Raw genomic sequence first — 25,703 nt, 5'->3', positions numbered from 1 at the left:
TCATCTTAACCACAAATGACAGCGTTGTCATTTGTTTTTTTAACAAATTTTACTCTTTTTACTTATAAAGAGAGTAAAACCAACTTAATAAATTGATTAATAAGGTAATTATTTTTATTAATCACATAAAAATCACTCAATTACTACCGACATTTTTCGACCTGCTCTGCTACCATCAGAGGTGACTGCACGTACCTGTACTTCACCTGTAACCGCTACAGGCCCTCGATACTGCTGCCATGAACCATTATTTTGCTGGTATTGAATAGTTAAACCAGGAAAAGTAATATTAGCGTATAATTTCCCCTCTGCTATTTTCGCCCCAACAGTCGGTAAACGATATTTAACCTCAGCTAAATCCAGCTTAGTGAGCTCTTTCTGACCGATAGTATTAGCAAATATTCGCCATGCCTGATCACGCTCAGCCTGCATTTGCTCAGTAAAAATATTTGTATTTTGGCTGTATTTATAGCCAGCGTAGTTATAAGGTACCGCCCATTTCGCTTTATGCCACGCCCGTTCCGCTAATGCGATGATTCGGGGAAAGATCTTATATTCGGCAACATTATCAGTACGAACATTTTCACTCCATAACTGTCCTTGTACGCCAAGAAATGTTCTTCCTTGTTGCAACGGCTGATGAATCACTTTTCCCTGTTCATCCCTTTGTATTGTATCGTCAGCAACATAAGGATTATCTTGTCGGTCTAACCAGAATTCTGCATGTGCCGGCAGGTTTTCCGGCATAAACTGGAAGACTTTTTCGGTATTAGTCCGACGTGATGCCCAATAATAACCATGTTCTTTCGGATCCGCTTCATAAGGAAAATCAAAATAAGTGACGTCAGGAATTGACAGTACCACTTGCCAGTTACGATTAGCTAATTCATTCACTCTTTGATGTGCGCCCCAAGGCAAATGATCCCAGGCATTGGCCTGAACAACTGCCGGCATATTTTCTTTATGGGTATGTTCTAACCCGTCACTCCAGGCTGCAGGTTCTATCCCCATATCGGCAAGCATATTAGCAACACGTTCAACAAAATAAGCACCGAGCTGACTCATTTCTGTAACACCTTGATCATTATTTGCAATAAAGTTTTGACACACTGGCGACGCTAACCAAGCTCCAGCTGTTTCATCTGCACCAATATGATAACGGGTTAATGGCTGACCTGCGTCCGCATGAATTTTTTGCACTTCCGACATCACTTTTTTAATAAAGGCATAGGACGACTCCTGACAGGCATTGATGGTATTATCGTGATAGAACTGCACTGAAGAGTACTGTGTGATGTCATTAAGATCGTGCAATAAGTATTGCTCCGCCTTATCGTTATCTTCCAGTTGGCTATACTTTTGATATCGCGCCGCCATCGCTTTAATCGCCGCTCTGGAATGTCCCGGCATATCAAGTGATGGGATCACTTGAATATGACGGGCAGTCGCAGCCCGTAAGATTTCCTGATAATCCTCAACCGTGTAATATCCATTAACTGAAGAGTCAGGTGAGATTCCTGCACCTAATTGCGGTAACAGACAATGCTGCTCAGAAAAATCTAAACAACGTCTACTGCTTACTTCAGTAAGCTCAGGTAGACCGGGGATTTGTAAACGCCAGCCTTCGTCTTCTCCCATATGTAAATGCAGTTTATTTAACTTATATGCCGCCATTTGATCCATCAATTTAATGATAAAATCCTTGTCCCTAAAGTTTCGTGCAACATCCACTAACATACCGCGAAATTCATATAAAGGCTGATCATCGACTGATAAGTACGGGACAAAATCTTGACCTATTTGATATAAACTAGCGAGCGATTGTAGGCCATTAAAAACACCTGCGCTATCAACACCTGTGATCTCAATTCCTCGTTTTGAAATAATTAAACGATAGCTACCGATAACTTTTTTGCTGTCAGGTTCAACATTAAGCTTCACTAGTGACCCCGATGGACGAGTGTTAATTCCTAAAGCAGCTAAGCGCTCAAGTGCTACATTAACTTCTGCTTTAGCGACATTACCAAAATCTATCTTTAGACCTGATGCAAGTGATAGCTTTCCTTTATTCTCGGGATAAGTGACAGATTTAGGCGTTGGGATAATGACCTTACTGACATCCGCTAATTCATCCCCCAGCGCCAGGTTACGCTGATAAAACCCTAAACTGTCTAACCAAGGAGTTGCATCGTTGGCTGTGCGTTTCATCTGGCGTTGATAATCCGTATAGGACTTAACATAAGGAACAAATTCCATCTCAGTATCAGCATCAATTTTTGCCCTGGTACTCTCTATCACTCGAGCAGTTAACTTATTGCCAGTGACAATATAGTTCGGCATCATATCGGACTCAGCTAAACTCCAGTAGCTTGCCCTGAACGTAATCACTTTACTTTCTCCCGCTTTAAAACCGGTAAAATTGTCATTAGGAACTAGTGAATGTAAATCACCATTAAGGTGCTTAAGCGTAAACTCAGTACTATCAAAATTATGCAATGGTGCTATTTGGCTGTAATAAATTTGCCACTGACGTGCGTAAATATCCTGCTTTGCAGTTAAAGTCAGTTGAGCTTCATAACACAAACCATCCGACATGTTAGCTTGGCACTTCTGTTGTGGATGATTGCTAAGCAATTCAAATGAAACATTGAGATGATTAGCGATGTTATCGATATCTTGCTGGGTTGCCGGCGATAACTGCTGTTGCTGACTCGATTGATCAGGCGCTGACGAATTTTCCTGCTGGACTTGCTCACACCCCAACAGAACGGCAACTAACATCATCAGTATCACGCTTTTATTCATATTCATTGCTCATCTAAATCTCACACATTATTTATCAATAACATTACTTATTTTGACAGCGCTGTCAAAATTTTCTTTCACAATTTCAATAAATGTTATAGTTTATGTGCTAGTAATGGCTCAGTTGACACTGACGCTAATCAACACGAGCGACTAGAGATAAATAATGCCTGAAGCGATAAAAAAAATAGTCATTGTCGGTGGTGGTACCGCTGGCTGGATGAGCGCCGCAAGCCTGGCCAAATATGTGCAAAATAAAAATATTGAAATTGTATTGATCGAATCAAGCACTTTAGGCACTGTCGGTGTTGGTGAAGCCACTATTCCAAATATTGTCAGTTATAACAAAAATTTAGGTATCGATGAGCAAGAATTAATTAAAGCGACTCAGGCAACGTTTAAACTTGGCATCCAGTTTGAAGACTGGAACCAAATTGGCGGTAAGTTCTTTCATCCCTTTGCCGATTATGGTGTCAATATAGATAAGTTAGACTTTCACCACTATGTAAATAAACTCAGAGCCGCTGGCCAACAGCTGACATTAGACGACTATTGCTTTGCCACTGTGCTCGCTCAGGCTGGAAAATTTGCCCAACCACATCCTAATCCGCCAAGCCCACTCGCAGATTACCAATACGCCTATCATTTTGACGCTGGGCTTTATGCTAGTTTTCTTAAAGATTTTGCCACCAAACTTGGCGTCAAAACTATTGATGCATTAATTAGCGAGGTTAATCTTTGTCAACAAAGCGGTTTTATTCAATCTGTAACCTTAGACAATCAGCAAATGGTCGATGGAGAGCTATTTATTGATTGTTCTGGTTTTAAAGGGCTGTTAATTGAACAGGCATTACAAACTGGCTATGAAGACTGGAGCCACTGGCTATTATGTGATCGCGCGTTAGCTGTACAAACTGAACTGGTTAGCGAGCCAACACCTTATACCCGCTCCATTGCTAAAGCCTCTGGCTGGCAATGGCAAATTCCCCTGCAGCACCGGATGGGTAATGGCTATATTTATTGCAGCCGTTTTCAGTCGGATGAAAATGCCAAGCAGCTACTACTGGACAGTGTTCAAGGTAACCCCCTCAATGAAGTAAGAGCGTTTAAATTTATGCCGGGCAGACGGAAAAAAATCTGGCATAAAAACTGTCTCGCTGTCGGATTATCCTCTGGATTTCTTGAGCCGCTAGAGTCCACCAGTATCTCGTTAATTCAATCAGCGATAGATAAACTGCTAAGCTTTTTTCCTGATAGCTCGTTTAACCAGCACGATATTGATGAAGTTAATCGCCTGCACAATACTGAGTTAGAGCATATCCGTGACTTCCTGATCCTGCATTATAAATTGTCCAAACGAGATGACAGTGAGTTTTGGCGTTACTGTCAGACAATGGATATTCCTGACACCCTAACCCATCGAATGGCTTTATTTAACAGTCGTGGCCATATTATAGAGCGAGAATGTGAGTCGTTTGAACCTTCAAGCTGGTTAACTATGTATGAAGGTTTTGGCCTGACACCTGCCAGATATGACAGCCGGGCTGATACGTATTCAAATGACATACTCACCAGTAATTTACAGCAAATGCGCAACTCGTTAACGAATGCCGCCAACCAGGCACTTAGCCATCAAGAGTTTATCGATAAACATTGTAAGGCAACGCGACAGTAACCGATCAGAAACAATGCCCGGTTAGATCTCGGGCGCTTGGCAGTATTTTACTAAAAACTCATCATGGCTCGGTTGTTTAGCAGCAATCTCAATTAAGCCTTGCTTGCCGCTATCTAAGATCGCTTGTAATTTTTCTGGCTGCCATAAATCAAGTGTTGGGTTATAACTATTAGGCTTGATTCCCATGCCCTGATAAATGGCATACCAGCTGCTGCTTTGAAACAATTGCTCATGACTTACTATCGCTTTGCCAGACGCCTTAAAATAATCCATTTTATACTGCAAGCTTGGAGGAATTTTCATCGAACGACACCAACGCCAAAAATCACTGTCATCCCGCTGAGAAGTGCAATAATGCAACACTAAAAAATCACGAATCTCCTGATAATCCATAGCAATACGGCGATTATACTCTTCCACTAATGCTGGTTGATAATGCCGACTGGGGAACATCTGGATAAAGTAGGCAATACTTTTAGAGACTAAATGAATTGCTGTTGACTCCAAAGGTTCAAGAAAGCCTTGCGCCAAGCCAAGTGACAAACAATTTTTCACCCAGGCCTGTTTACGCATTCCAGTGGTAAACGGTATCACTCGTGGCTCAGTCAATAACTTACCATCAACTGACTCAAGCAAGGTTCGTTTCGCCTGTTCATCCGAAACATATTTATCGCAATAGACATAACCATTCCCGGTGCGATGTTGCAGTGGAATACGCCAGGTCCAGCCCGCTTCTTTAGCACTGGAAATGGTATAAGGTAGCGTTGCACCGGTATTTTCCGTTTGTACCGCAACCGCTTTATTACAAGGTAAGTAATGTGACCAATCGTCATAACCTGTCGCTAATGTTTGTTCTATTAGCAAGCCTCGAAAGCCAGTACAATCAATAAAGAAATCACCGGTAACGACTTGGCCACTTTTTAAAGTAACAGCCGCAATAGTGCCATCTTCTGTTTGATTCACTTGCTCTACTGTTCCTTCTGTTCGTTTAATACCTATACCTTCGGCAAACTTGCGTAAAAATTTACCCGCTAAGCTGGCATCAAAATGTAACGCATACAACACTCGTGCTAAAGGAGTATTTTGTGCCTCAAACGGGATAAAAAATTTCTCTTGCTCAGCTAAAACCGCTTCCGGCGAGTGAGCCATTAATGGTGTATTATCCCCTTCTGCCCGGCATTTTAACCAGCACTGAAAAAAATCATAATCATTAATTGTCCGGCCGAGACTGCCAAACGGATGAAAAAACGATTTACCTTGTTGCGACCAACCGTCAAATTTGATTCCAAGTTTAAAACTGCCCTGTGTCGCTTTAACAAATTCAGCTAAATCAATACCTAAGCTTGATAGAATATTAATTATCGGTGGGACTGTAGCTTCGCCGACCCCAATGACACCTATGTCATCTGATTCGACTAATTCTATCTGTAATTGAGAATTCTTAAATATATTACCAATAGTTGCCGCCGCAAGCCAACCGGCAGTACCGCCACCAACAATGACAATTTTCTTTATCGCATCTTGTGCTCTATTCATGCTATTCAATACTCTCTTGTTACTTAGCGATAAACTGGCAATATTGGGCTAAAAACTCACCATGTGTTGGAGCGCCGTCAACAGCCTTGCGCACCCGAGTTTTCATATACTCTAGTTGCTGATTGAGATATTCAATCGGCATATTATCGGCTTTTTTATCATAATTTTTTGGATAAATATTAAAGCCATCAAGAATCGCCAGCCAACTATCTTTACCGAAAATTTCCCAAGGATATTGCATGATACTGCCTGTTTGCTGATATCTCTGTAGCTTCTCTATTAACTTGTCAGGCACAGGCATCTCCCGACAAAATTGCCACATAGCACCGTCGGTACGTTGATTTGCTTTATAATGTAAGATAATAAAATCACGAACCCGCTCATATTCCATCACAGTAGCATGGTTGAATTTATCCACGTCTTGTTTTGTATACTCTGGCTGTTCAAATGTTTGGATGATTTTTTCAATCGCGGTTTCTACCAAGGCAATACTGGTGCTTTCCAACGGCTCTAAAAAACCTGAAGATAAGCCAACGGCAATACAGTTGTTATGCCAGGCACTTTTGATACGTCCTGGCGTGAATGAGAACGAACGAGGTTGATGTAATATTTTACCTTCAACATTAGCAAGCAGGCACTCTTTTGCAGCCTGATCATCAATATACTTGCTGGAATAAACCAGGCCATTTCCCATACGGTGTTGCAATGGTATTTTCCACTGCCAACCTGCCGTATGAGCTTGTGAAATGGTTCGTGCTAATGGTTGCCCTGAGGTCTCACTTTGTACCGCAATAGCTCTATCACACAGCAACCACTGACTCCAGTCTTCAAATGGGGTATTCAGTGCTTGTTTTATCAATATCCCACTAAAACCGGAGCAATCAATAAATAAATCGCCTGAAATCAGACAACCATCTTGTAACTGTAACATCTCAATACGCTTATCTTGTTGATTCAATGTTACTTGTTCTATTTTAGCATCGATCGGCATTACGCCGTTAGCAACGGCATAATCTTTCATCAATTGTGCAAATAAAGCGGCATCAAAGTGCAGTGCCCAGTCAAAGATCTCAAGCTGACTTTCAGGTTGTTCACTCGGCAAGGTAAAACGGCTTTCTTTCGCCAAATTTACTCCTAACGAATAATCCGCCAGTGCCACTTTGCTGCCCGCCTTTTTTGCTCTGAGCCAATATTGATGGAAAGCGACCTCTTGTGTCCCCTGACCGTAAAGGCCAAATGGATGAATAAAAGACGTCCCTTCCTGAAACCAATCTTTAAACTCAATACCTAATTTGCAAGTTGCAGCCGTGGCCTTGACCACATCTAAATCAGTCAAACCTAGTTTTTGATAAAAACGCCTAAGGGTTGGAATCGTTGCTTCGCCAACACCAATGGTGCCAATCTGTGATGATTCAATTAAGGTAATTCTGATCGCTTGATCTTTAAAATGATGACTCAATGCCGCCGCCGTCATCCAGCCAGCGGTACCGCCACCAGCAATTACAACCGACTTAACATTTTTCTTTTCCACCACCATATTTCTCACCTCAATTTACAACCACTAAAGACCGCAGAGCAACGCAGTAATAGTTAGAATATCATATTGCTAAAAACAAACATCTTACTTGTCCTTAGCAATAGCATATCAATGCATCCCCAAATATGTCCTTAATTTTAAAGAAATAAAAACCGCCACGATTAGGCGGCGGTTTCATAGAGTGTATATGTCACTTGTGATCACTTAGAAAGTTACACGAGCTCCCATAGTCCAACGTGCTTCATAAACGTTTTGGAATGCTTTTTGTTTCGCAAAACCGATATAAGTTTGTTGATACTCTTCAGTGATGTTAGAACCATTAACATAGAAGCTGATATTCTCATCCCAGTTGTAGGTAGCGTTGAAATCAAGTTGTGAATAATCGTCTTGATACAATGATTGACCACCTGTTCCTGCATTACCTGCTGTATGTAAACGTGGACTACGAGAGTTCCATGCTAAACGCGCAGAGAAGACATCATTTTCATACCAGACTACCGCATTATAAGTATCTTCTGACATCCCTTGGAATGGTAAGTCATTACCATGAACATCTTTGGCGTCCTGAGAGCTGTCAGCATAAGTATAGTTTAAATCCATACCGACATTCGCTAAGAAGCTATCTTCACCTAAGAAGTCACTAAACGCTACTTTACCACCGATTTCATAACCGGAAACATCACCACCTTTACCTTGTTTGGTAGAAGTAAATGGATGTGGACCACGACGGATACCATCTGAATCAGGTTCATCTATCATAACGGTAGTAGATTCAGTAAAGCTATCAATATCAATGCCATAAGTTGATACAAAGAACATTGACGCATCCCCTGCATACCACTCAGCAGAAAGTGAATAGTTTGTAGACAGCCAAGGATCAAGCTCCGGGTTACCATTTAGTGAGCCATTTTGCACTCGCATACAACCACAATCATTATTAAACACTAGGCCAACTACTTTACCAGCGCCCCATTGTGACAAATTAAGCGGCTGCATATTTTCCGAATAGGCTGCACGTAATACCACATCTTCTGTTGCCTGGTAAGCCAAGTTAACCGATGGTAGTACATCTTTATAACTACGCTCAGTAACCACATCGCCGATATCAGGACCTAAACCTGAATGTGGCAAGTTAGGACCTACAAGGTTTTGTTTAACGTATAAATCCGTTTCAATGACTTTAACGCCAACGTTACCACTGAGTTTTTCGTAGTCGAAATTAACCTGAGCAAAATAGGTAATTTCATCTAAGCCAACATCATAGGTTGAACCACCATTTTCAGTACGTTGCACATTACCAAACGTGTCTTGGTGGAATTTCTTCGGATTACGGAAACTTTCAGGATCTATCACCCAAATGCCTGGAATGCCATTAACACCACCAAAGTCTGTTTGCCATTTCACATCGGTATATTGATCTAATCGCGTTGGCGCTAATAAGGTATAAGGTGTCCACACTTGGTTACCTTCATCATCCATGACATATTCACCAGTGCCAGCCACTTCATTACACGGACCCGCTGGGACTTCAGCTTTTACTACTTCGCCATTTTCGTCTAAAACTTCTGGCACTAAAGGAGCACCATTGTAGCTTTGGTCAACCGCTTTCCATTGCGCAATATCACAGCCATTTCCAAACTTAGACGTATAAGTGAATTGATCATGATCAACCGTACGTTTGCTGTAGCGAATACCGAAATCAATACTGGTAATAAACTCGTGGTCTGCTAACGCGTAATTCCACTTAGTACTAAAGGTATTTAATTCCCCTTCATCGTCAGTATTACCTTCAGAAGAAAACGCCCCAATATGGTAAGAATCCACATCCGCCATGTAATCGGCGACTGTCATCATACCTTTGCCACCGTTCACCACAGTGTCAAAGCCACCAAAGGTTGGATGCTCACCACGTGCGTCGTGCGTTAAGAAAAAGTCGCTGTCTTGAATACCGGTTGAATATTGAGCATTACAGCCACCTTCAGAGCCGATGATTTCTTCGCCGTGAGTACAATATTGCGCCGGGTTAAGGCCACCAGGACCGGTAACAATCGCACCACTGTCGATACTCATGATATCGCCTTCGCCATAGGCATGACGCATCTTAGCGGTTGCACGGGCATGTGTTGCACGAATTTGTCCCGTTAACGCACCACCATTGTCATAATCTAACTGCAAATTAAAGTTTTGTGATTTTTCTTCGTTAACATTGACTTGAGTGAAGGTTTGTAAACGGTAAGGACGCATTTTGAAAGCGTCTACGGCTTCCCACTGTTCATCTCGTGTCCCTACAAAATTACCATCATCATCAAAAACATCTACCGTACGAGAAAATGTATCACCCGTTGCATGGGTAGCAAAAGCATACTGTGCAAAAGTTTGCCAGCGGTTATTGTTGTTAAAACCAGAGCGATTATTAAAGCGATCTTGATTGGTATAAAAATAATCCGCCGTTAAGGTAAAACCTTCACCTAAATCTGCTTGTAATGACGCTTGCAATGCATCACGTTCACGTTCTTCGGTTTTATTAAAGGCAGTAAAACCATGAGGGACTATGTTAACTAGTCGATCACCACATGCAGTTTCTAATAAATCACCTTCAGGTACAGAACACTGTTCACCACTTGCCCATGCACGTTCAGCAGGGCGACTCCAAGAATGGTTATTTGAAGTCCAGCCTAAGCCACCATTTTCCGAGGTATCATTATGACCATTGTAATCAGTGGCAAGAGTCGCTTCTTGGGTCACAGCAGAAATTAACAAGCCAAATTTACCATCATTGTATGATGCTAAACCATGAAGTGTTGGGTCGGTTTCTTCCGTGATAGAACCACGAGTAGCTTCCAAACCGCCAGCAAATGTCCAACCATTATCCATATCAAACGGACGACGGGTTTTTAAATCTATCGAACCAGCAATGCCTTGCGCTGTGTTTTTTGCTGTCGCTGACTTATAGACATCGACACCACCAAATAACTGCGCTGGTAAGTCACCTAAATCCGCGCCTGAGGTATCAATCGTAGTGGCAGATAAGAAGGTTTCACCATTCATGGTCGTATCTACCTGAGGTAGGCCACGAATTTGCACTGGACCACCTTCACCGGCAACCCGCTCAATTTGTACACCAGTGATACGTTGCAATGAATCAGTAATAGTTACGTCCGGCAGTTTACCAATATCTTCGGCGGCGATACCGTCGATTTGCGAATCAGCAAAACGTTTACCATTAATACTTGCTTTTGAAGACCCACGAATACCGGTCACTTCAATTACTTCGATTTCTTTATCAGCGCCGTCAGCAGCTATTGCTAGCGGTGTAACACCACCAGCAAGCACCATAGCGATCGAGCTCGCTAACACGCCTTTTTTAAATGTTTTAGATGACATCGACTTTCCCTTACACACGTTTTTTTAATATCTAGTTATGTTTATATAACCTTGTTTAAGACAGCGCTGTCTTTTTAAATTATGACAGCGTTGTCATCGGTTGAGTAAAACCATACACAAAAAATTAATCATTGGCTATACTTTTCAGTTAAATATTCAGCAAAAAAATCATAACCAACTGTTTTAAATGTAATTATAGCTTTACTTTTTTTATCTGAAATTGACCGATTTACGCCTTACTTACCGCTTTTTAGTCAATTTTTCGCTTAGTTATATAGTAATAATGAATAAATAAACAAATACATGCATAAAAAAAGGAAGATGAATTTATTTTCAATCTTCCTTTAAAGATAGAAACAGTGCAGTTAGTTAATTTTTGTTTGCTTATAATAGTGAATTAAATTTTCGGTTGAACAATCATGATTATCAGCAATCGTTTTCCCTTCTAATTCCTCCTGAATAGAAGCCGCTAACCCTTTACCAAGTTCAACCCCCCACTGATCAAATGAACAAATCTGTAACACTATACCTTGAACAAAAATCTTATGCTCATAGGCAGCAATTAAACTACCAAGAGTTGCCGGATCGATACGCTTTAATAATATCGTATTCGTTGGACGATTACCTTTGTGCACCTTATGAGGCGCCACCTTATCGATATATTCAGGTGTTCTGCCTTTTGCTTTTAGATCTTCTCTAACTTGTTGTTCATTCACACCTGTCATTAACGCCTGTGTCTGAGCGAAAAAGTTTGCCATCAGAGTTTCATGATGTCCTTTTACTGGCGTAACACTTTCAACAGAACCAATAAAATCAGCAGGGACAACATTATTACTTTGATGCAAGTACTGATAAAATGCATGCTGCCCATTAATACCCAGCTCTCCCCAAATAGAAGGTACTGTCGCATAATCCACTTCGACACCGTCCCAGGTTACGGATTTACCATTACTTTCCATTTCGGCCTGCTGCAAATATGCGGCTAACATATGCAAAGTTTGATCATAAGGCAAAATAGCCTGAGATTTTGCCCCTAAGAAAGTGGTATTCCAGACACTCAATAATGCCATGATCACTGGCATATTTTGCTCAAACGGCGCATTAATGAAGTGCTGATCCATTTCATCTGCACCCGCCAATAACTCCTTAAACTTATCAAAGCCTAGATCCAAAGCTATGGCTAATCCTATTGCTGACCACAAGGAAAAGCGTCCACCGACCCAATCCCACATATCAAAAATATTTTCTTTTTTAATGCCAAATGCCATAGCATTGGTGCTATTGGCAGTGACCGCTACAAAATGTTTAGCAACTGCCGATTCATCAAAAGACGCTGCGGTTAGCCATTTAATCGCTGTTCTCGCATTGGTCATAGTTTCGGTGGTGGTAAAGGTTTTACTAGATACGATAAACAGGACTTTTTCTGGTTCTAGCGGCCGCAATGTTTCAACAATTTGTGCACCATCCACATTGGAAACATAATGCACGTTTACGCTATTATCACTGTAATGTTTTAACGCTTCAGTCACCATTTGAGGACCTAAATTAGAACCACCAACCCCAATATTGACAATGTCAGTGATCCGTTTACCAGAATAACCTTTCCAGTGCCCTTCCCTGACGTTATTAACAAAAGACTCCATCTTTTCAAGTTGGCTCTTTACACTCTCAGTGACATTTTCACCATCTACAATTAGTGGCGTTTCACTAGTGCGACGTAGTGCAGTATGTAACACAGCACGGTCTTCGGTTTTATTGATTTTTTCACCATCAAACATTTTAGCTCGCCAACCAGTAACATCGGTCTCATGAGCTAATTCAAACAAAGTATTCATAGTTTCGCTATCAATCAAGTTCTTTGAATAATCTAATAACAACTTAGGCAACTTAATTGAAAATTTATCGAATCGTTTGCTGTCCTGAGCAAACAAATCGTTCATATGCTGAGATTTTTTCTCTAACGCCATTTGCGTTAATTTTTTCCAACTACTCAATGATTGGCGACTTGACATAACTCTTCCTAGTGCATAATTTAATAATTTTCAGGGTACAATATTTAAAAATGACAGCGCTGTCAATTTTATTGTTTTCAGATATTGGATAAATTAAAACTAAATTGAAAGTAATTAACCAATTTAACTGATAATTCCTTGCTGCGTAATCAATAAAACAATATTCTTAAACCCTATAATTCAATAACAAGTATAATATTTAAGGCTGTACGGATAGATGAAAGCTACAATAAACGACGTTGCTAAACAAGCTGGTGTGTCGATCAAAACCGTCTCCAGGGTGATAAATAACGAACCTTCTGTACGTCAGCCAACCAGAGAAAAAGTGATGGCGGCTGTCGCCAGTTTAAATTATCAACCTAACTTAGCGGCTAGAAACTTAGCTGGCACCAAGTCCTACAGCGTGGCATTTATCTATGATAATCCGAATGCTTATTACATTATAGACATGCAAAACGGGATTTTGTCTGCCTGTAAAAAACAAGGGTTTGAACTACTCATTCACCCTTGTAGCGCGAAGTCTGAACACCTGATTGATGAAATCACCAATATGGTCAAACACTCCCGTATTGCCGGTTTAGTCTTGACCCCTCCGTTTTCTGAAATGCCAGAGTTTGTTGAACGTATTCTGGCATTAGATGTTGATATTGTCCGTATCATGTCAGGTGATAAAGCACCTGATGACCTCGCCCCTTGTATTATGATCAATGACCATGCAGCAGCAAAAAGTATTACCCAGCATTTAATCGATTTAGGTCATACAAATATTGGGTTTATCGCCGGGGAAGCGGAGCATATGTCTACGGTTGAGCGGCTAAAAGGCTATAAGGATGCGCTAATTGAAAACAATATTACCATCAATGATAATCTCATTATTGCTGGTGAGTACTCGTTCGAGTCAGGTGTCGACGGTGCGAAACAACTAATGTCAGAAGAAATTAAACCAACGGCAATATTTTCCTGTAATGATGAAATCGCGGCAGGTGCGTTATTTGCTTCTCGGTTAATGGGCATTTCCATTCCGGAGCAATTATCCATTACCGGTTTTGAAAACAGTCCGTTTTCTCGCCAAACCTGGCCGAGATTAACAACGGCCAACCAACCGACACCAGAAATTGCGGAAAATGCGGCAAGCCTGCTGATTGCCAAATCACGTAAACAGTCAGCGAGTCATATCAACACTCAATATACTCCACAATTAGTCGTTAGAGACTCAACTTGTCAAACGAGCTAAAAATAGATAATAGCAGAGAGCAAAAAAGCAAAGATGATCTTTGCTTTTTTAATTTCAGTGTTATTAACTCTTATACACTATCAGGATCATAGCCCTGCTTAATTTTCTCAATGCGTTCCTGATGGCGATGATGAGCTTTCAGTGCGGCAACGGCAAAGGCCCCGATAATCGCCACAATAGGGATTAATAAAGAAAGCGTCTCGGCGCTTAATAATTGTTGTAACCATTCCATGAAAAACTCCTTTTTCTTACAATATTATTATTCTTCGAAGTAGGTACCCCACCCATCATAATCAACTTTGCATTGTTTCGCCAACTCAAACATTGATTTTGTTTCGTCTTTTAATATTTCTTCATCTAACGGCTGTTCGGTAATTATGTCAAAGGCAAACACTTTTGTGCCATTTTCATCTTCCGCTTCTTCCGGCTCTTCAACTTCTAGACCCATTTTAAAAGCGGCAACAGCAGCTTTTTCTAATTGTTCAAAGTCAGGACATGAAAAGTGATGTTCTATCGTATGATGCACTTCCTCATTACTACCGTCCTCTAGTAAAGCAGAAACCAGAGATTCAGTGTGTTCTAACCATTGCTGTAACGATTCATCATTCATGATGCCGCCTCTTTATTAATTTGTGCAATTTTTTCTATCATTTTATCACGGGTCTCATTAGTTACCGTCCGTAGATCTTCTTTAGTCATGCCATCTAAAAAGATGGGTTCCATAAATTCAATGATCAATTTACCATTATCCCAGCGATTTAAATCAATCTTATCATGCTGCTCACTGGCACATACTGGAATAATTGGCACATTAGCCTGCATCGCTGTACGAAAAGCACCTGTTTTAAATGGTAAAACTCCTCGACCATTGCTGCGAGTACCTTCTGGAAAAAGCCATACCGATAATTGCTTTTCCTTAATTTTTTGTGCTGTGACAGCAATCGTATTCATCGCTTTATTGGTATTTTTACGATCGATCAAAATATTACCGGTTAGCCAATACATCTGACCAAAAAACGGGATCCATTTCAGGCTTTTTTTACCAATACTAACTGTACCCGGTAATACGGCATTACTTAGCGTAAAAATGTCGTAACTGTTCTGATGGTTACAAATATAAACCGCAGGACTAACCTGACGAATGTGTTCAGGAATACGTAATTCAACTTCTAGCCCTAGCAAGCGTGAAGTTTTCCCCAAAAACCGGGCAGCATGATAAACATTGTTACGGTGAAAGGGTCTGAACAAACAAAATATCACAGAGCAAACTGAAATAATGACTAAAGCTAACGCCATTAAAATTAAGCGAATAAGAGCTAACAAATGAAACTTCCAATAATTTTTCCGCAGCGAATTATACACTATAAGGTGTCAATAAAGCGACTTTTCATCACAGCGCCCTAAGCCAGTATTTTCAAGGTTAAATTGAAATATTATTATATAAATATCAATACACTATCAAATAAAAGCATATAATTTAAAAATTCTTTCACCAAATAAAAAATTCCGATCTATAGTTAAAATGACGCTAAGTTTTCACGGTTACAAAGACAAAAAGTCAACAATAGAACGCCGAGAAAAGTACTATTAGCAAGATAACACTTGGGAAATTAAAGATGAAAATAGCTTTGGCAATTGCGCTTAGCGCAATGTGCTCATTTGCTTTCGCTGCAACAGAAGCAACTGATGCCATAGATCTCCAACAAACTAAACCTCAGAACGCCCAATCACAATGGGGCGTTGAGGCGTTAAAATTTCCCAAACAAACCTATCTGCACAGCGCCGAATCCTTAGGCTTAATTTTACCTCAAAGCACTAATGAAAAATTAAGCGGTATTAATGCCCGTTATTCTAATGGTAAATTTAGTGCAACAACGGGTGTATTTAGCCATTCAGATAACTTAGCGGAAAATAGCCGTTTTTACTTACAAGGCGCTTATCAATTATTTCAAAATGAACGATTTGATCTTGCTGTTACTGCGAAAGTTGAGGCCGTAGATCAAGATACCATTAATAATTATTATGGTCAGCAAGACAACTTGCAGGCCCATGCCTCACTATTTACTGCGCAGGCCACTAACACCACTATAGGATTAGTAAGCACCTACTCAATCAGTAAAAAGTGGAAGATACAAGGGGTTATTTCTTCGACCTCTCTCGATAGCAAAATAGAAAATAGCCCGCTGCTCGATAGCGATAGTATCCATATGGCATTAATTAAAACCAGCTACGCTTTTTAAGCATACCTCGGATCCGTTTCAGCTAAAATAACTCGTGAGGCCTGCTGTTGATAAAAACTGGCTAAATTCGGTAAATGTTGCCATTTCGCTAATTGCCTGAACTCTGCCCAGTCGAGTAAGCACCATAAACAAATCGCCGGATAATGCCATTCAGTAAACGCCCCATTAGCTACTTCACCATCAAGCACTTGAAAAACACTAGCGATCCGTTCTCGCTGTAAATTAAAAAACAACCCCTCTTGCATAGTATCTATATTTGAACGTTGTAGTAATAATGTTGCCACTAATGAATCATTCACTGAATCAATCAGAGTTAGCAGATTTTCCTGTGCCCAACTTAATGGCGGCTGTTGAAACTTTTGCACCAAATAGCGATAAATCACCCGAGAGTCATAAATACATTGCTCACCATCAATAAGTGCCGGAACTTTTTGGGCAGGGTTGTTTTCTGTTAAAACTTGTCTGTCCTGCTCAGCAAAGATATCCAAATTGACAAACTGATAATTTTGCTCCGCAAGAAAAACCCTTAATCGACGAACAAATGGCGACGTAGTCGAGCCTAATAGTTTCATAGCATTCCCTTAAAAATAATGAAAAGTCTGACAGTAAGTCAATTTACCTAAATTTCAGCAATAAAAAAACGCCTAAAGTTTAACTTTAGGCGTTTTACTGTCGTTTAAATCAAGCTTAATTAAAATAACTCATCATTGACATTAAATAATGGTTCAGGCCCAGCTTTAATAGTTTCGATTAATGACAATCTACGCGGCAACAATTTGGCATAATAATAACGTGCCGTAACTAATTTACTAGAGTGAAACTCCTGATCATCAGCCATGTTAGTCATCGACACCTGAGCCATTTTTGCCCAAACAAATGCCATAGCGGTATAACCGAAAACATGGAGATAATCATTCGCCGCGCTCCCCAGCATTTCAACATTATCGCTGGTTGCATTTAATACAAATGCCGTCAATTGTTCCAGTTCCAGATTCGCTTGTGCTAACGGCTCAATAAATTCCGCCATATCATCTGTAGTTGTTTGACTGACAAAGTCTTTGACTTCATCAACAAACAGTTGCATTAATGCACCTTTACTACCAGCAACTTTTCTTGCCAGTAAATCCATTGCCTGAATACCGTTAGTACCTTCATAAATTTGTGCAATGCGCGCATCGCGTACTAACTGCTCCTGCCCCCACTCTCGAATAAAGCCATGACCACCAAACACTTGCTGACCTGCTACGGTATTTTCAAAACCCACATCAGTAAAAAATGCTTTTGCTAATGGCGTCATTAATGCCGTTAGCTGTTCCGCTTTTACTCGTGCTTCACCTTCACCATAAGTGGCAATATCAAGCTGAGTAGCAATATAGAGAGATAATGCACGAGATCCTTCATTTAACGCTTTCATATTAAGTAGCATACGACGAACATCACCGTGTACCATAATTGAATCTGCCGCTTTATCTGGAGATTTCACCCCAGATAACGAACGACTTTGAATTCTGTCTTTTGCGTACTCCAATGCATTTTGATATGAACGAACACCTGCACCAAGGCCTTGAATACCAACACCGATGCGTTCAAAATTCATCATGGTGAACATGCAGGCTAAGCCTTTATTTAATTCACCAACTAAATAGCCGTTAGCACCATCGAAATTCAGCACGCAAGTAGCCGACGCGTGGATCCCCATTTTATGTTCAATAGAGCCACAAGAAACTTGGTTAAAATCTCCAAGGCTACCATCTTCATTAACATTAAATTTAGGTACGACAAATAATGAAATCCCGCGAGAGCCTTCTGGAGCATCTGGTAATTTTGCCAGTACGAGATGGATAATATTGTCAGTCAAATCGTGCTCACCACCAGTAATAAAAATCTTATTACCGGTTATTTTATAACTACCATCCTCTTGTGGTACCGCCTTAGTGCGTATCATACCCAGATCAGTACCTGCATGAGCTTCCGTTAAACACATAGTAGCTGCCCACTCTCCGGCATACATACGGGTTAAATAACGTTGTTTAATTTCTTCACTGGCATGTTTAGCTAATGACAAACCAGCACCTGCAGTTAATCCAGGATAAAGCGAGAATGAAATATCAGCTGAGCACAACATTTCTTCATGCAATGAAGTGATCACTTTTGGCATGCCCATACCACCGTAGTTAACATCACCACCTAATGCCGGCCATCCACCTTCAACATAGGTATCGAAAGCCGCTTTATAGCCTGGTGCAGTGGTTACAGCACCATTGTCAAAACTGACACCTACTTCATCGCCTTCACGAGATAATGGCGCTATCACTTGCTCAGCAATTTTTGCACATTCTGACAAAATAGCTTCAGAAGTTTCTCGATCTACGTGATCGGCTAATTTAGGTAAAGTTGGCCAGAGTTGGTCACTTTTAAACACATCATAAAGCAGATAATTCATATCTTTAACTGGAGCAACGTAATCAGCCATAGCAACACCTTAACAATCAAACACACATTTCAAACATGCGTTTGAATATAACGTAATTAGACAAAAAGTAAAGTAATAATAGCAAATCACTTGTTCTATACTTAGAGACTAAATAGAGTAATAGGGAAAGAAATCTTTACTTAAATATTTATGTTAAAAACCAATGGCTGGCAAATACAATACTTAGCGCCTTTTACTATCGTAAGCAAAGCAGGTTTTATTCTGCTAATGTTGCTTTTCACTATTACTACAACCAGCGCAAAGCAAAGTCAGTTTAGTAAAGTGCTAGCAGGCGAGAACTACCTCTTTAATTATCAATGGCTTGATATTAATCAGCAGCAGCAAACGCTTAGCTTTTCTATTCCACAAAAAGCCCTTTTTGAACGCTATCGAGAATTTGCAAGTTACCAACCGAAATTAGCCAATGAATATATCAGCAATGCCTTACGCAAACGCTTAAAAAAAGAGCCTATAACTGGAGTACAATTATTATTTAAAAAAGAAGACGAACAATTACGTATTGATATTAATAGTAAAGACCCTCAGCTGGTCAAACAGGCTTATCAACGTATCGCAAAGCTTAAACAGTCACTGACTAATGACTATTTGACTAAGGTTTACTACCAGGAATTTACCACACCGAATCAAATACCGGCTATTAAACCGGATCACGCCCGTATAGCACTTGAATCTGTCGCTGACTTTAAAACATTAAAACCGGTAATACTGGAAAAATTTTCCGTCAAAAATATTCGTAATGTCACTAACTATATTCTCAGCTTTGTGCAAAGTATTCCTTATTCACCACTGGCGTCGAGAATGACTTCATCTGGCGCAGGTTTTAATCCGCCACTGAAATTATTATGGGAAAACCAAGGAGATTGTGACAGTAAAGTAACATTAACAGCATCATTATTAAGAACCTTAATGCCGCGCATTAAAATGGCATTGGTTTTTATCGATAATCACGCGTTAATAGGCATTAATATCACCCCTCGAGGTGATGAATACACCATTGAACACCAAGGGCTAACTTATGTGTTAGCCGAACCAACAGGGCCAGGGCTACTCACTTTAGGCGAAATAGCACCAAAGTCTGCACAAGCTATTTACAGTGGTTATTACACTCTAGAACCGTTTCATAATCAATTCCAGGAAAGCGACGACGAGGCAGAAGAAATTCCCGACTTTTAAACCTAAATAAAAATCGGGAATAAAAAACGGTCTTACTGTGGAATTAAATGCACATCACGTTGTGGATACGGAATAGTAATATTATGTTGTTTAAATGCCTGATAAATGGCTTTATAGCCCTGATATTTAGTTTGGTACAAGGTAGATGTGGGGATCCATAATCGAATTCCTATGGTAATAGCGCTATCAGCAAACTCATCAATACCAACCTGAAGTTTCGAGTCCTGATCGCAGAACGCTAATTTTTCGAGCGTATTTTCAATCAGAGCGATAACCTTAACAGGATCATCTCGGTAAGAAATACCAACACTCATCTCCAATAAAGTATGCCGTTTAGAGTTATGCAGAATCTCACCAACAATGTGTTTATTAGGGATAGTAATTACAACATCATCTTCATCTTTGATCACGGTATAGGCAAGCAAGACTTCCTGCACTATGCCCTTAACACCATGCACTTCTATGGTATCACCAACAACAAATGGTCGAATTAAAATAATATTAAAACCTGCGGCATAATTCGCTAACAACCCCTGAAATGCTAAACTAGCCCCTAGCGAAATTGCACCAATCGCCGCAATAAAAGGGGTAACACTGATCCCTAGCTTACTCAGGGCTACTATCGTCACTAAGATAACCACTAACATTTTCGTGGTATTAGCAAGAAAACGACTTAAAGTAACATCGAGTTGCTGTTTTTCACACAACCTTAATACCATATTGGCAAATCTACCGGCAACAAAGTAACCGATCAGAAAAATAATAAAGGCGCCAACTAATTGAAAGCTATAGTTAGTAAAAAAATCGACAATTAGTTGGTAAAAGCCTGTCACTTGATCAATTTCATCTTTTAATAATGTCGACGTTTTTTCAGCAATGTTGCTTTGTTTATTATCAGCTAACATAAAATCTCCACTCCAGCGCTATAAGGTTAACTTCCGAATTCTAAAGCTTCGCCCTTTTAATTTACCATTAGCAATTATTTTTAGCGCTTTATTAGCAACAGCTCGCTTAACAGCAACATAAGTTGACAGCGCTGTAACACTTATTTTACCAATATCATCAGCACTCAACTGTTGATTAGCAGTAAATGCTCCTAAAATATCCCCTGGGCGTAATTTTTGTTTTTTACCGCCATCAATTTGTAACGTCACCATTTTAGCTTTACTCATTAGAGTATTATCACTAGACGACGCAGGTAGGGGCTCAGTGCTAATTTCCTGCCCTAAGTAACTTTCTAGGCTCATCACTTTACGTGCTTCTTTATCACTGATTAACGAGCATGCCATTCCCTGACTGCCGGCTCGTCCGGTTCGGCCAATACGATGCACATGGATTTCCGGATCCCGTGCCAAATAATAATTAATGACCATATCGAGATTATCAACATCAAGCCCTCTGGCCGCAACATCCGTTGCAACAAGTACGTTGATACTTTTATTTGCAAAGCAGATCATGGTCTGATCCCTTTGCCTTTGCTCTAAGTCTCCGTGCAATGCCTGACAACTCACGCCTTGTGCGTATAATAGATCGCTGACTTCCTGTGTCTGCACCTTAGTGGTACAAAAAATTACTGTTGATTCTGGCTGATAGGTTGATAATAGTTGCTGAACAGCAACTAAACGCTGATTATCAGACTCAACCTGATAAAAGTGCTGACGAATACTGCTATGATCATGGGTCGATTCCACTTTAATGGTGACAGGGTCCACCATAATATGCTCACTGAGCGAAACAATTTGTTTGGGGAAGGTCGCACTAAACAACAGACATTGCTTTTTACTCGGGCAACTAGCGAATATCGAAGTCAGTGTCTCTTCAAAGCCCATCTCCAACATCCGATCCGCTTCATCGAGTACCAAAGTTTGTAAATTTGCTAGTGACAGTCGACCTTTTTTTAAATGATCTTCAATACGTCCGGGAGTACCGACGATAATATGTGCGCCATGCTCTAAAGAAGCAATTTGTGGTCCCATAGGTGAGCCACCGCATAAAGTCAGTACTTTGATATTATGAATAGCACGCGCAAGACGCCGAATTTCTTTTGCAACCTGATCAGCAAGTTCACGGGTCGGACATAACACCAACGCCTGAACACGAAATTTTTTCTCTTGTAGATGATGCAGTAACCCCAGACTAAAAGCGGCTGTTTTACCCGAACCGGTTTTAGCTTGAGCAATCACGTCTTTTCCCGCTAATATTACCGGTAAGCTTTCAGCCTGAATCGTAGTTAACTGCTGATAGCCGAGGGTTTGTAAGTTATCAATCAGGGCGGGTTTTAATGGGATAGTGTTAAAATTGTCAGTTGGCAAAGTGATGATTCTTGTTATCAAAGTTGCTATCAGTATAACAAACTCACCTTAATAAGTTGATGACAATCGCACTAAACTTAACCTCAACTTAGTATATCGGAAGCGCTGCTTAGCTTAGTAATCGCTCCACTTCATGCGCTGGCATAGGTTTATTAAAATAATAGCCTTGACCATATTTACATTCCATTTTCACTAACAATTGAGCGTCTGCAGCATTTTCAATGCCTTCTCCAATCGTTGCCATTTGTAAATTCACGGCTAAATCAATAATGGTTTTGATAATCGCCCGATTGTTATCATGTTCATGGACATTACTAATAAACGAGCGATCTATTTTAAGCACATCAATAGGAAAACGGTGTAAGTAACTTAAACTGGAATAGCCGGTACCAAAATCATCGAGCAATATTTTCACCCCTAATTTCTTCAAAGCTTTCATATTGGTAAGTACAATTTCTGTTTTTTCCAATAACGCGCGCTCTGTTAGTTCAACCCTTAAATGACGAGGTTCCAAACCGACTCGTTGCAGTATTTGTGCAATATCATTAGCAAGATTAGTATCAAAAAAATGATCACAATAGAGGTTACAACTGATATATAAATCATCACGTTTTAGTGCTTCTTGCCAGCTTTTTAACTGCCGGCAAGATTTTTCAATGATCTGAAAATCTATCGCTAGTACTAAATTAGTTTCTTCTGCCAGCGGAATAAAGTCATTAGGAAACACTAAACCGCGTTTTTCACTGCGCCAGCGCGCCAGTGCTTCAAAACCAACAATCTGCTTATCATTTAATCGAACTATTGGTTGAAAATAAGGAGAGAATTCTTTTTTACTGATCCCTTCCCGTAAATCTGCTTCTAAGGTCAATGCATTTTGCACTTTCTTATGCATGCTGGCATCAAAAACCTCATAGCGACCTTTCCCCATATCCTTAGCATGATACATAGCGGTATCTGCATCGCGCAGCATAAACTCCGCACTTTCGTAATGAATATCGTTAAAAAGCACCCCGATACTAGTACCGATAAATACCGGCTGATTTTCGATAAAAAACGGTTTTGTCAGTAATTCTGTAATACGTTGGGCAACATCATAAGCTTCCTGTTTATTGACCAAATCTTCAATCAAAATAACAAACTCGTCGCCACCAAGGCGTGCAACCGTATCTTTATCACGAACGATGTCCGTTAAGCCTTTAGCCATTTCTTTCAGTAAAATATCACCAGCATGATGACCTAAGCTGTCATTGACCACTTTAAAGCGGTCTAAATCGAGAAACAGTACCGCAAACTGCATTTCGGGTCGGCGTCGGTGACAAGCAATAGCATGGTTTAAAAGATCTAAAAAAACAGTGCGATTCGGTAGCCCAGTTAAACTATCGTGTGACGCTGCATACTTTAGTTGCTGTTCCATTTTTTCGCGTTGCTTAATTTCTTCTTCTAATTCTGCCGTCCGATGTTTAACCTGTTGCTCAAGAAGTTCATGGGTTTTACGTTCAAAAATCGCTAATTCACGACGTTTAATCGCTGTCGCTACATGTTGTGACACAAAATTCAGCAGCTCAGCATCTTGTTCAGTATAAATAGTACTCAGATGATAGCTCTGGATCACCATGGCACCTATCGCTTCACCATTTTGCAACAGCGGCACGCCGAGCCAAGATTTAGTTTTTCCTGACGGCTTAACGGTTTTCCCCTGTTTATAGAGGTTAAACATATCCTCACCACTCAGTAGTACCGTTTTTGCTGTACTGATCACTAATTCGGTATAGCCATTAGCAAACTTACGCGTTGCGAACTTACGCTCGATTTCCTCACTATTTTGCTCGGAGAAATAGACGAAGGATAATAAGTCTTCCGCACTGTTGTGTTTGGCAATATAAAAATTTTCCGCATTAATCAACTGACCAACTATGTTATGCACCATAGGATAAAACTTATCGAGGTCCAATGAGGCTTGATTGGTTAATTCAGAAATTCTAAATAAGGACTCTTGCAATAATTCAGACTTTTCACGTTCGCGAATTTGCTTCATCAATTCGCGTGTCCGAGCATCCACCGCTTTTTGCAAACGCTCTCGATCTTGTAAACGGGTCATTGCTGAAACGGTATGCTGCGCAGTAAAGGTCAATAAATCCAGATCATGTTCTTGATAACGCGTGGTTTCAGTATAACTTTGGACCGCCATCACTCCGATAACGAAGCCATCACTAATTAAGGGCACGCCAAGCCAATCTGTCCCGGTCGTCCCGATAGCTTTAAGAGTTCCTTCCTTGATCTGCTGTTGCATTTTTTCGGGGGTCATTAATAACGGTTCACCCGTTTCAATAACATGGCAAGTCATCGAGCCCTGAAATTTGTCGTAATCAAAAGTGCCTTTAGGGAAATCATCTTTTTCATCGACGTGATAAACAAACTCTAAGGTGGCAAACGTTTGATCATACATCACAATATAAAAGTTATTAGCATTCATAATGGATGCGATAGCCTGATGAACCTGACGATAAAAGGTGTTTAAATCAGCACAATCATTGGATAATTGATTAAGGTTTAATAATGCGGTATAACGATCTTGCAACTTGCGATATTTATCAAGCAAAACAATCGCTTCTTGAGCTAACTGACTCTCCTGTTCAGATAACTGACTGTTGTCGTTATTCGTTGATTTTACCATTCCACTACTAGAACACCTGTTGTCATGATGCATCATAATGACGGGAATTAACAAAAAATTCTAGTGGGAATGTAAACTAGTACCTGATCAAACTGACAATTAAATGTCATAACCAATAAAAAATGCTCGAGTCCTAATGTAGAAATAACTACTTTAGGACTCGACATTCGGCGCTATATCGATAAACAAAAACTATAGCTTACTGATTTTGCTCTTCAATGACCGCTTTTTTAATTTGCTCTAAGTTTTCTTTGTTACCGCATTTTGCTTCTTGAATATCATCACGATAATAACGAATTTCAATACAATCGTTTTCATACCTGCGCTCAAGTTCAGTTCTGATTAAGGGCCGCTCTTTCGCGTTAGCGATTTGTTTTTTTAGCAGTTGGCACGCTTGCATTTGTTCCTTTGCTTCTGTGATATCTTCACAGATATTTCCCCGAGTCGCACAACTGGCAAACAAAAACACCGAACAAGAGGCAACAACAGCGGCTAATTTCATGATAAGTCCTTTCCCTGTATTAAAATTATTGTTAGTAACTTCAGTATAGTCATTATCCATATTTTACCAAAACTAAACTACATCACTTAAAAATTTGACCAACTAGACAGGTTTTGCGTTATAAT

At 40.2% G+C, this 25,703-nt stretch carries 18 protein-coding genes; 4 read left to right on the top strand and 14 right to left on the bottom strand.

All coding sequences use genetic code 11. From position 1 onward, the window contains the following. Positions 1-132: 132 nt before the first annotated feature. On the bottom strand, positions 133-2,805 hold the full coding sequence (locus QQK06_RS12610; RefSeq protein WP_284245062.1) for a beta-N-acetylhexosaminidase: 2,673 nt from the start codon (positions 2,803-2,805) through the stop codon (positions 133-135). Between the two features lie 166 nt (positions 2,806-2,971). Here QQK06_RS12610 and QQK06_RS12605 point away from each other — a divergent pair, with 166 nt between their 5' ends. After that, positions 2,972-4,480 (top strand): tryptophan halogenase family protein, encoded by a 1,509-nt coding sequence (locus QQK06_RS12605; protein WP_284245060.1) that lies wholly within the window; start codon positions 2,972-2,974, stop codon positions 4,478-4,480. Positions 4,481-4,501: 21 nt separating this feature from the next. Here the strand turns inward: QQK06_RS12605 and QQK06_RS12600 are convergent, their stop codons facing one another. The 4 genes from QQK06_RS12600 to pgi all read right to left on the bottom strand — a co-directional run bounded on the left by QQK06_RS12600 (position 4,502) and on the right by pgi (position 12,949). Next, a complete protein-coding gene (locus QQK06_RS12600) occupies positions 4,502-6,016 on the bottom strand; it encodes a tryptophan halogenase family protein (protein WP_284245059.1) in 1,515 nt (504 codons plus the stop codon). A 19-nt stretch (positions 6,017-6,035) separates the two neighbouring features. Beyond that, positions 6,036-7,553 carry a tryptophan halogenase family protein gene (locus QQK06_RS12595; protein ID WP_284245058.1) on the bottom strand — a complete coding sequence of 506 codons (1,518 nt, stop codon included), beginning with the start codon at positions 7,551-7,553 and terminating at the stop codon, positions 6,036-6,038. Between the two features lie 204 nt (positions 7,554-7,757). Next, complete coding sequence (locus tag QQK06_RS12590; protein WP_284245057.1) at positions 7,758-10,937, bottom strand: TonB-dependent receptor; 3,180 nt, start codon at positions 10,935-10,937, stop codon at positions 7,758-7,760. Between the two features lie 365 nt (positions 10,938-11,302). Further along, positions 11,303-12,949 carry a glucose-6-phosphate isomerase gene (pgi, locus tag QQK06_RS12585; RefSeq protein ID WP_284245056.1) on the bottom strand — a complete coding sequence of 549 codons (1,647 nt, stop codon included), beginning with the start codon at positions 12,947-12,949 and terminating at the stop codon, positions 11,303-11,305. 217 nt (positions 12,950-13,166) lie between these two features. Here pgi and QQK06_RS12580 point away from each other — a divergent pair, with 217 nt between their 5' ends. Beyond that, positions 13,167-14,183, top strand: coding sequence for a LacI family DNA-binding transcriptional regulator (locus QQK06_RS12580; protein ID WP_284245055.1), 1,017 nt, complete (start codon positions 13,167-13,169; stop codon positions 14,181-14,183). A gap of 70 nt (positions 14,184-14,253) precedes the next feature. On the opposite strand, the gene QQK06_RS12575 is transcribed toward QQK06_RS12580, so the two are convergent. The 3 genes from QQK06_RS12575 to QQK06_RS12565 are packed head-to-tail and all read right to left on the bottom strand — an operon-like array spanning position 14,254 to position 15,506. Further along, the gene (locus QQK06_RS12575) at positions 14,254-14,415 is read right to left on the bottom strand and encodes a hypothetical protein (protein WP_284245054.1); all 162 of its coding nucleotides are present in this window, start codon (positions 14,413-14,415) and stop codon (positions 14,254-14,256) included. Between the two features lie 27 nt (positions 14,416-14,442). Then, positions 14,443-14,793 (bottom strand): ribonuclease E inhibitor RraB, encoded by a 351-nt coding sequence (rraB, locus tag QQK06_RS12570; protein WP_284245053.1) that lies wholly within the window; start codon positions 14,791-14,793, stop codon positions 14,443-14,445. Further along, the gene (locus QQK06_RS12565) at positions 14,790-15,506 is read right to left on the bottom strand and encodes a 1-acylglycerol-3-phosphate O-acyltransferase (RefSeq protein WP_284245052.1); all 717 of its coding nucleotides are present in this window, start codon (positions 15,504-15,506) and stop codon (positions 14,790-14,792) included. The genes rraB and QQK06_RS12565 overlap by 4 nt, the downstream gene beginning before the upstream one ends. A gap of 293 nt (positions 15,507-15,799) precedes the next feature. Between QQK06_RS12565 and QQK06_RS12560 the strand changes: the two genes are divergently transcribed. After that, complete coding sequence (locus tag QQK06_RS12560; RefSeq protein ID WP_284245051.1) at positions 15,800-16,423, top strand: MipA/OmpV family protein; 624 nt, start codon at positions 15,800-15,802, stop codon at positions 16,421-16,423. Here the strand turns inward: QQK06_RS12560 and QQK06_RS12555 are convergent. After that, positions 16,420-16,995: a glutathione S-transferase family protein gene (locus tag QQK06_RS12555; RefSeq protein WP_284245050.1), complete on the bottom strand. Its 576-nt coding sequence runs from the start codon at positions 16,993-16,995 to the stop codon at positions 16,420-16,422. The genes QQK06_RS12560 and QQK06_RS12555 overlap by 4 nt on opposite strands. Before the next feature lie 119 nt (positions 16,996-17,114). After that, on the bottom strand, positions 17,115-18,896 hold the full coding sequence (locus QQK06_RS12550) for an acyl-CoA dehydrogenase C-terminal domain-containing protein (RefSeq protein WP_284245049.1): 1,782 nt from the start codon (positions 18,894-18,896) through the stop codon (positions 17,115-17,117). A 150-nt stretch (positions 18,897-19,046) separates the two neighbouring features. Here QQK06_RS12550 and QQK06_RS12545 point away from each other — a divergent pair, with 150 nt between their 5' ends. Beyond that, entirely contained in the window at positions 19,047-20,090 is a 1,044-nt protein-coding gene (locus tag QQK06_RS12545; RefSeq protein ID WP_284245048.1) for a hypothetical protein, read from the top strand. A 32-nt stretch (positions 20,091-20,122) separates the two neighbouring features. Here QQK06_RS12545 and QQK06_RS12540 read toward each other — a convergent pair whose 3' ends face one another. The 4 genes from QQK06_RS12540 to QQK06_RS12525 form a co-directional block, all read right to left on the bottom strand. Beyond that, the gene (locus QQK06_RS12540; RefSeq protein ID WP_284245047.1) at positions 20,123-20,995 is read right to left on the bottom strand and encodes a mechanosensitive ion channel family protein; all 873 of its coding nucleotides are present in this window, start codon (positions 20,993-20,995) and stop codon (positions 20,123-20,125) included. An 18-nt stretch (positions 20,996-21,013) separates the two neighbouring features. Further along, positions 21,014-22,402 (bottom strand): ATP-dependent RNA helicase DbpA, encoded by a 1,389-nt coding sequence (gene dbpA, locus QQK06_RS12535; protein WP_284245045.1) that lies wholly within the window; start codon positions 22,400-22,402, stop codon positions 21,014-21,016. 109 nt (positions 22,403-22,511) lie between these two features. Beyond that, a complete protein-coding gene (locus QQK06_RS12530) occupies positions 22,512-25,076 on the bottom strand; it encodes a sensor domain-containing phosphodiesterase (RefSeq protein ID WP_284245043.1) in 2,565 nt (854 codons plus the stop codon). 199 nt (positions 25,077-25,275) lie between these two features. Beyond that, complete coding sequence (locus QQK06_RS12525) at positions 25,276-25,578, bottom strand: hypothetical protein (RefSeq protein WP_284245042.1); 303 nt, start codon at positions 25,576-25,578, stop codon at positions 25,276-25,278. Positions 25,579-25,703 lie beyond the last annotated feature (125 nt).

Source organism: Thalassotalea insulae, from assembly GCF_030161395.1.
GTDB lineage: Bacteria > Pseudomonadota > Gammaproteobacteria > Enterobacterales > Alteromonadaceae > Thalassotalea_E > Thalassotalea_E insulae.
Note: the sequence above shows the minus strand (reverse complement) of the source record. Positions and strands in the feature narration are given on the sequence as shown.

What these genes read in the sequence shown, in the direction of transcription:
- QQK06_RS12590 (WP_284245057.1), bottom strand. Translation starts at nt 10,937, where the DNA reads ATGTCATCTAAAACATTTAAAAAAGGCGTGTTAGCGAGCTCGATCGCT.
- QQK06_RS12550 (WP_284245049.1), bottom strand. Translation starts at nt 18,896, where the DNA reads ATGGCTGATTACGTTGCTCCAGTTAAAGATATGAATTATCTGCTTTAT.
- QQK06_RS12600 (WP_284245059.1), bottom strand. Translation starts at nt 6,016, where the DNA reads ATGAATAGAGCACAAGATGCGATAAAGAAAATTGTCATTGTTGGTGGC.
- QQK06_RS12525 (WP_284245042.1), bottom strand. Translation starts at nt 25,578, where the DNA reads ATGAAATTAGCCGCTGTTGTTGCCTCTTGTTCGGTGTTTTTGTTTGCC.
- QQK06_RS12540 (WP_284245047.1), bottom strand. Translation starts at nt 20,995, where the DNA reads ATGTTAGCTGATAATAAACAAAGCAACATTGCTGAAAAAACGTCGACA.
- pgi (WP_284245056.1), bottom strand. Translation starts at nt 12,949, where the DNA reads ATGTCAAGTCGCCAATCATTGAGTAGTTGGAAAAAATTAACGCAAATG.
- QQK06_RS12595 (WP_284245058.1), bottom strand. Translation starts at nt 7,553, where the DNA reads ATGGTGGTGGAAAAGAAAAATGTTAAGTCGGTTGTAATTGCTGGTGGC.
- rraB (WP_284245053.1), bottom strand. Translation starts at nt 14,793, where the DNA reads ATGAATGATGAATCGTTACAGCAATGGTTAGAACACACTGAATCTCTG.
- QQK06_RS12530 (WP_284245043.1), bottom strand. Translation starts at nt 25,076, where the DNA reads ATGGTAAAATCAACGAATAACGACAACAGTCAGTTATCTGAACAGGAG.
- QQK06_RS12560 (WP_284245051.1), top strand. Translation starts at nt 15,800, where the DNA reads ATGAAAATAGCTTTGGCAATTGCGCTTAGCGCAATGTGCTCATTTGCT.
- QQK06_RS12545 (WP_284245048.1), top strand. Translation starts at nt 19,047, where the DNA reads ATGTTAAAAACCAATGGCTGGCAAATACAATACTTAGCGCCTTTTACT.
- QQK06_RS12610 (WP_284245062.1), bottom strand. Translation starts at nt 2,805, where the DNA reads ATGAATAAAAGCGTGATACTGATGATGTTAGTTGCCGTTCTGTTGGGG.
- QQK06_RS12580 (WP_284245055.1), top strand. Translation starts at nt 13,167, where the DNA reads ATGAAAGCTACAATAAACGACGTTGCTAAACAAGCTGGTGTGTCGATC.
- QQK06_RS12575 (WP_284245054.1), bottom strand. Translation starts at nt 14,415, where the DNA reads ATGGAATGGTTACAACAATTATTAAGCGCCGAGACGCTTTCTTTATTA.
- QQK06_RS12605 (WP_284245060.1), top strand. Translation starts at nt 2,972, where the DNA reads ATGCCTGAAGCGATAAAAAAAATAGTCATTGTCGGTGGTGGTACCGCT.
- QQK06_RS12555 (WP_284245050.1), bottom strand. Translation starts at nt 16,995, where the DNA reads ATGAAACTATTAGGCTCGACTACGTCGCCATTTGTTCGTCGATTAAGG.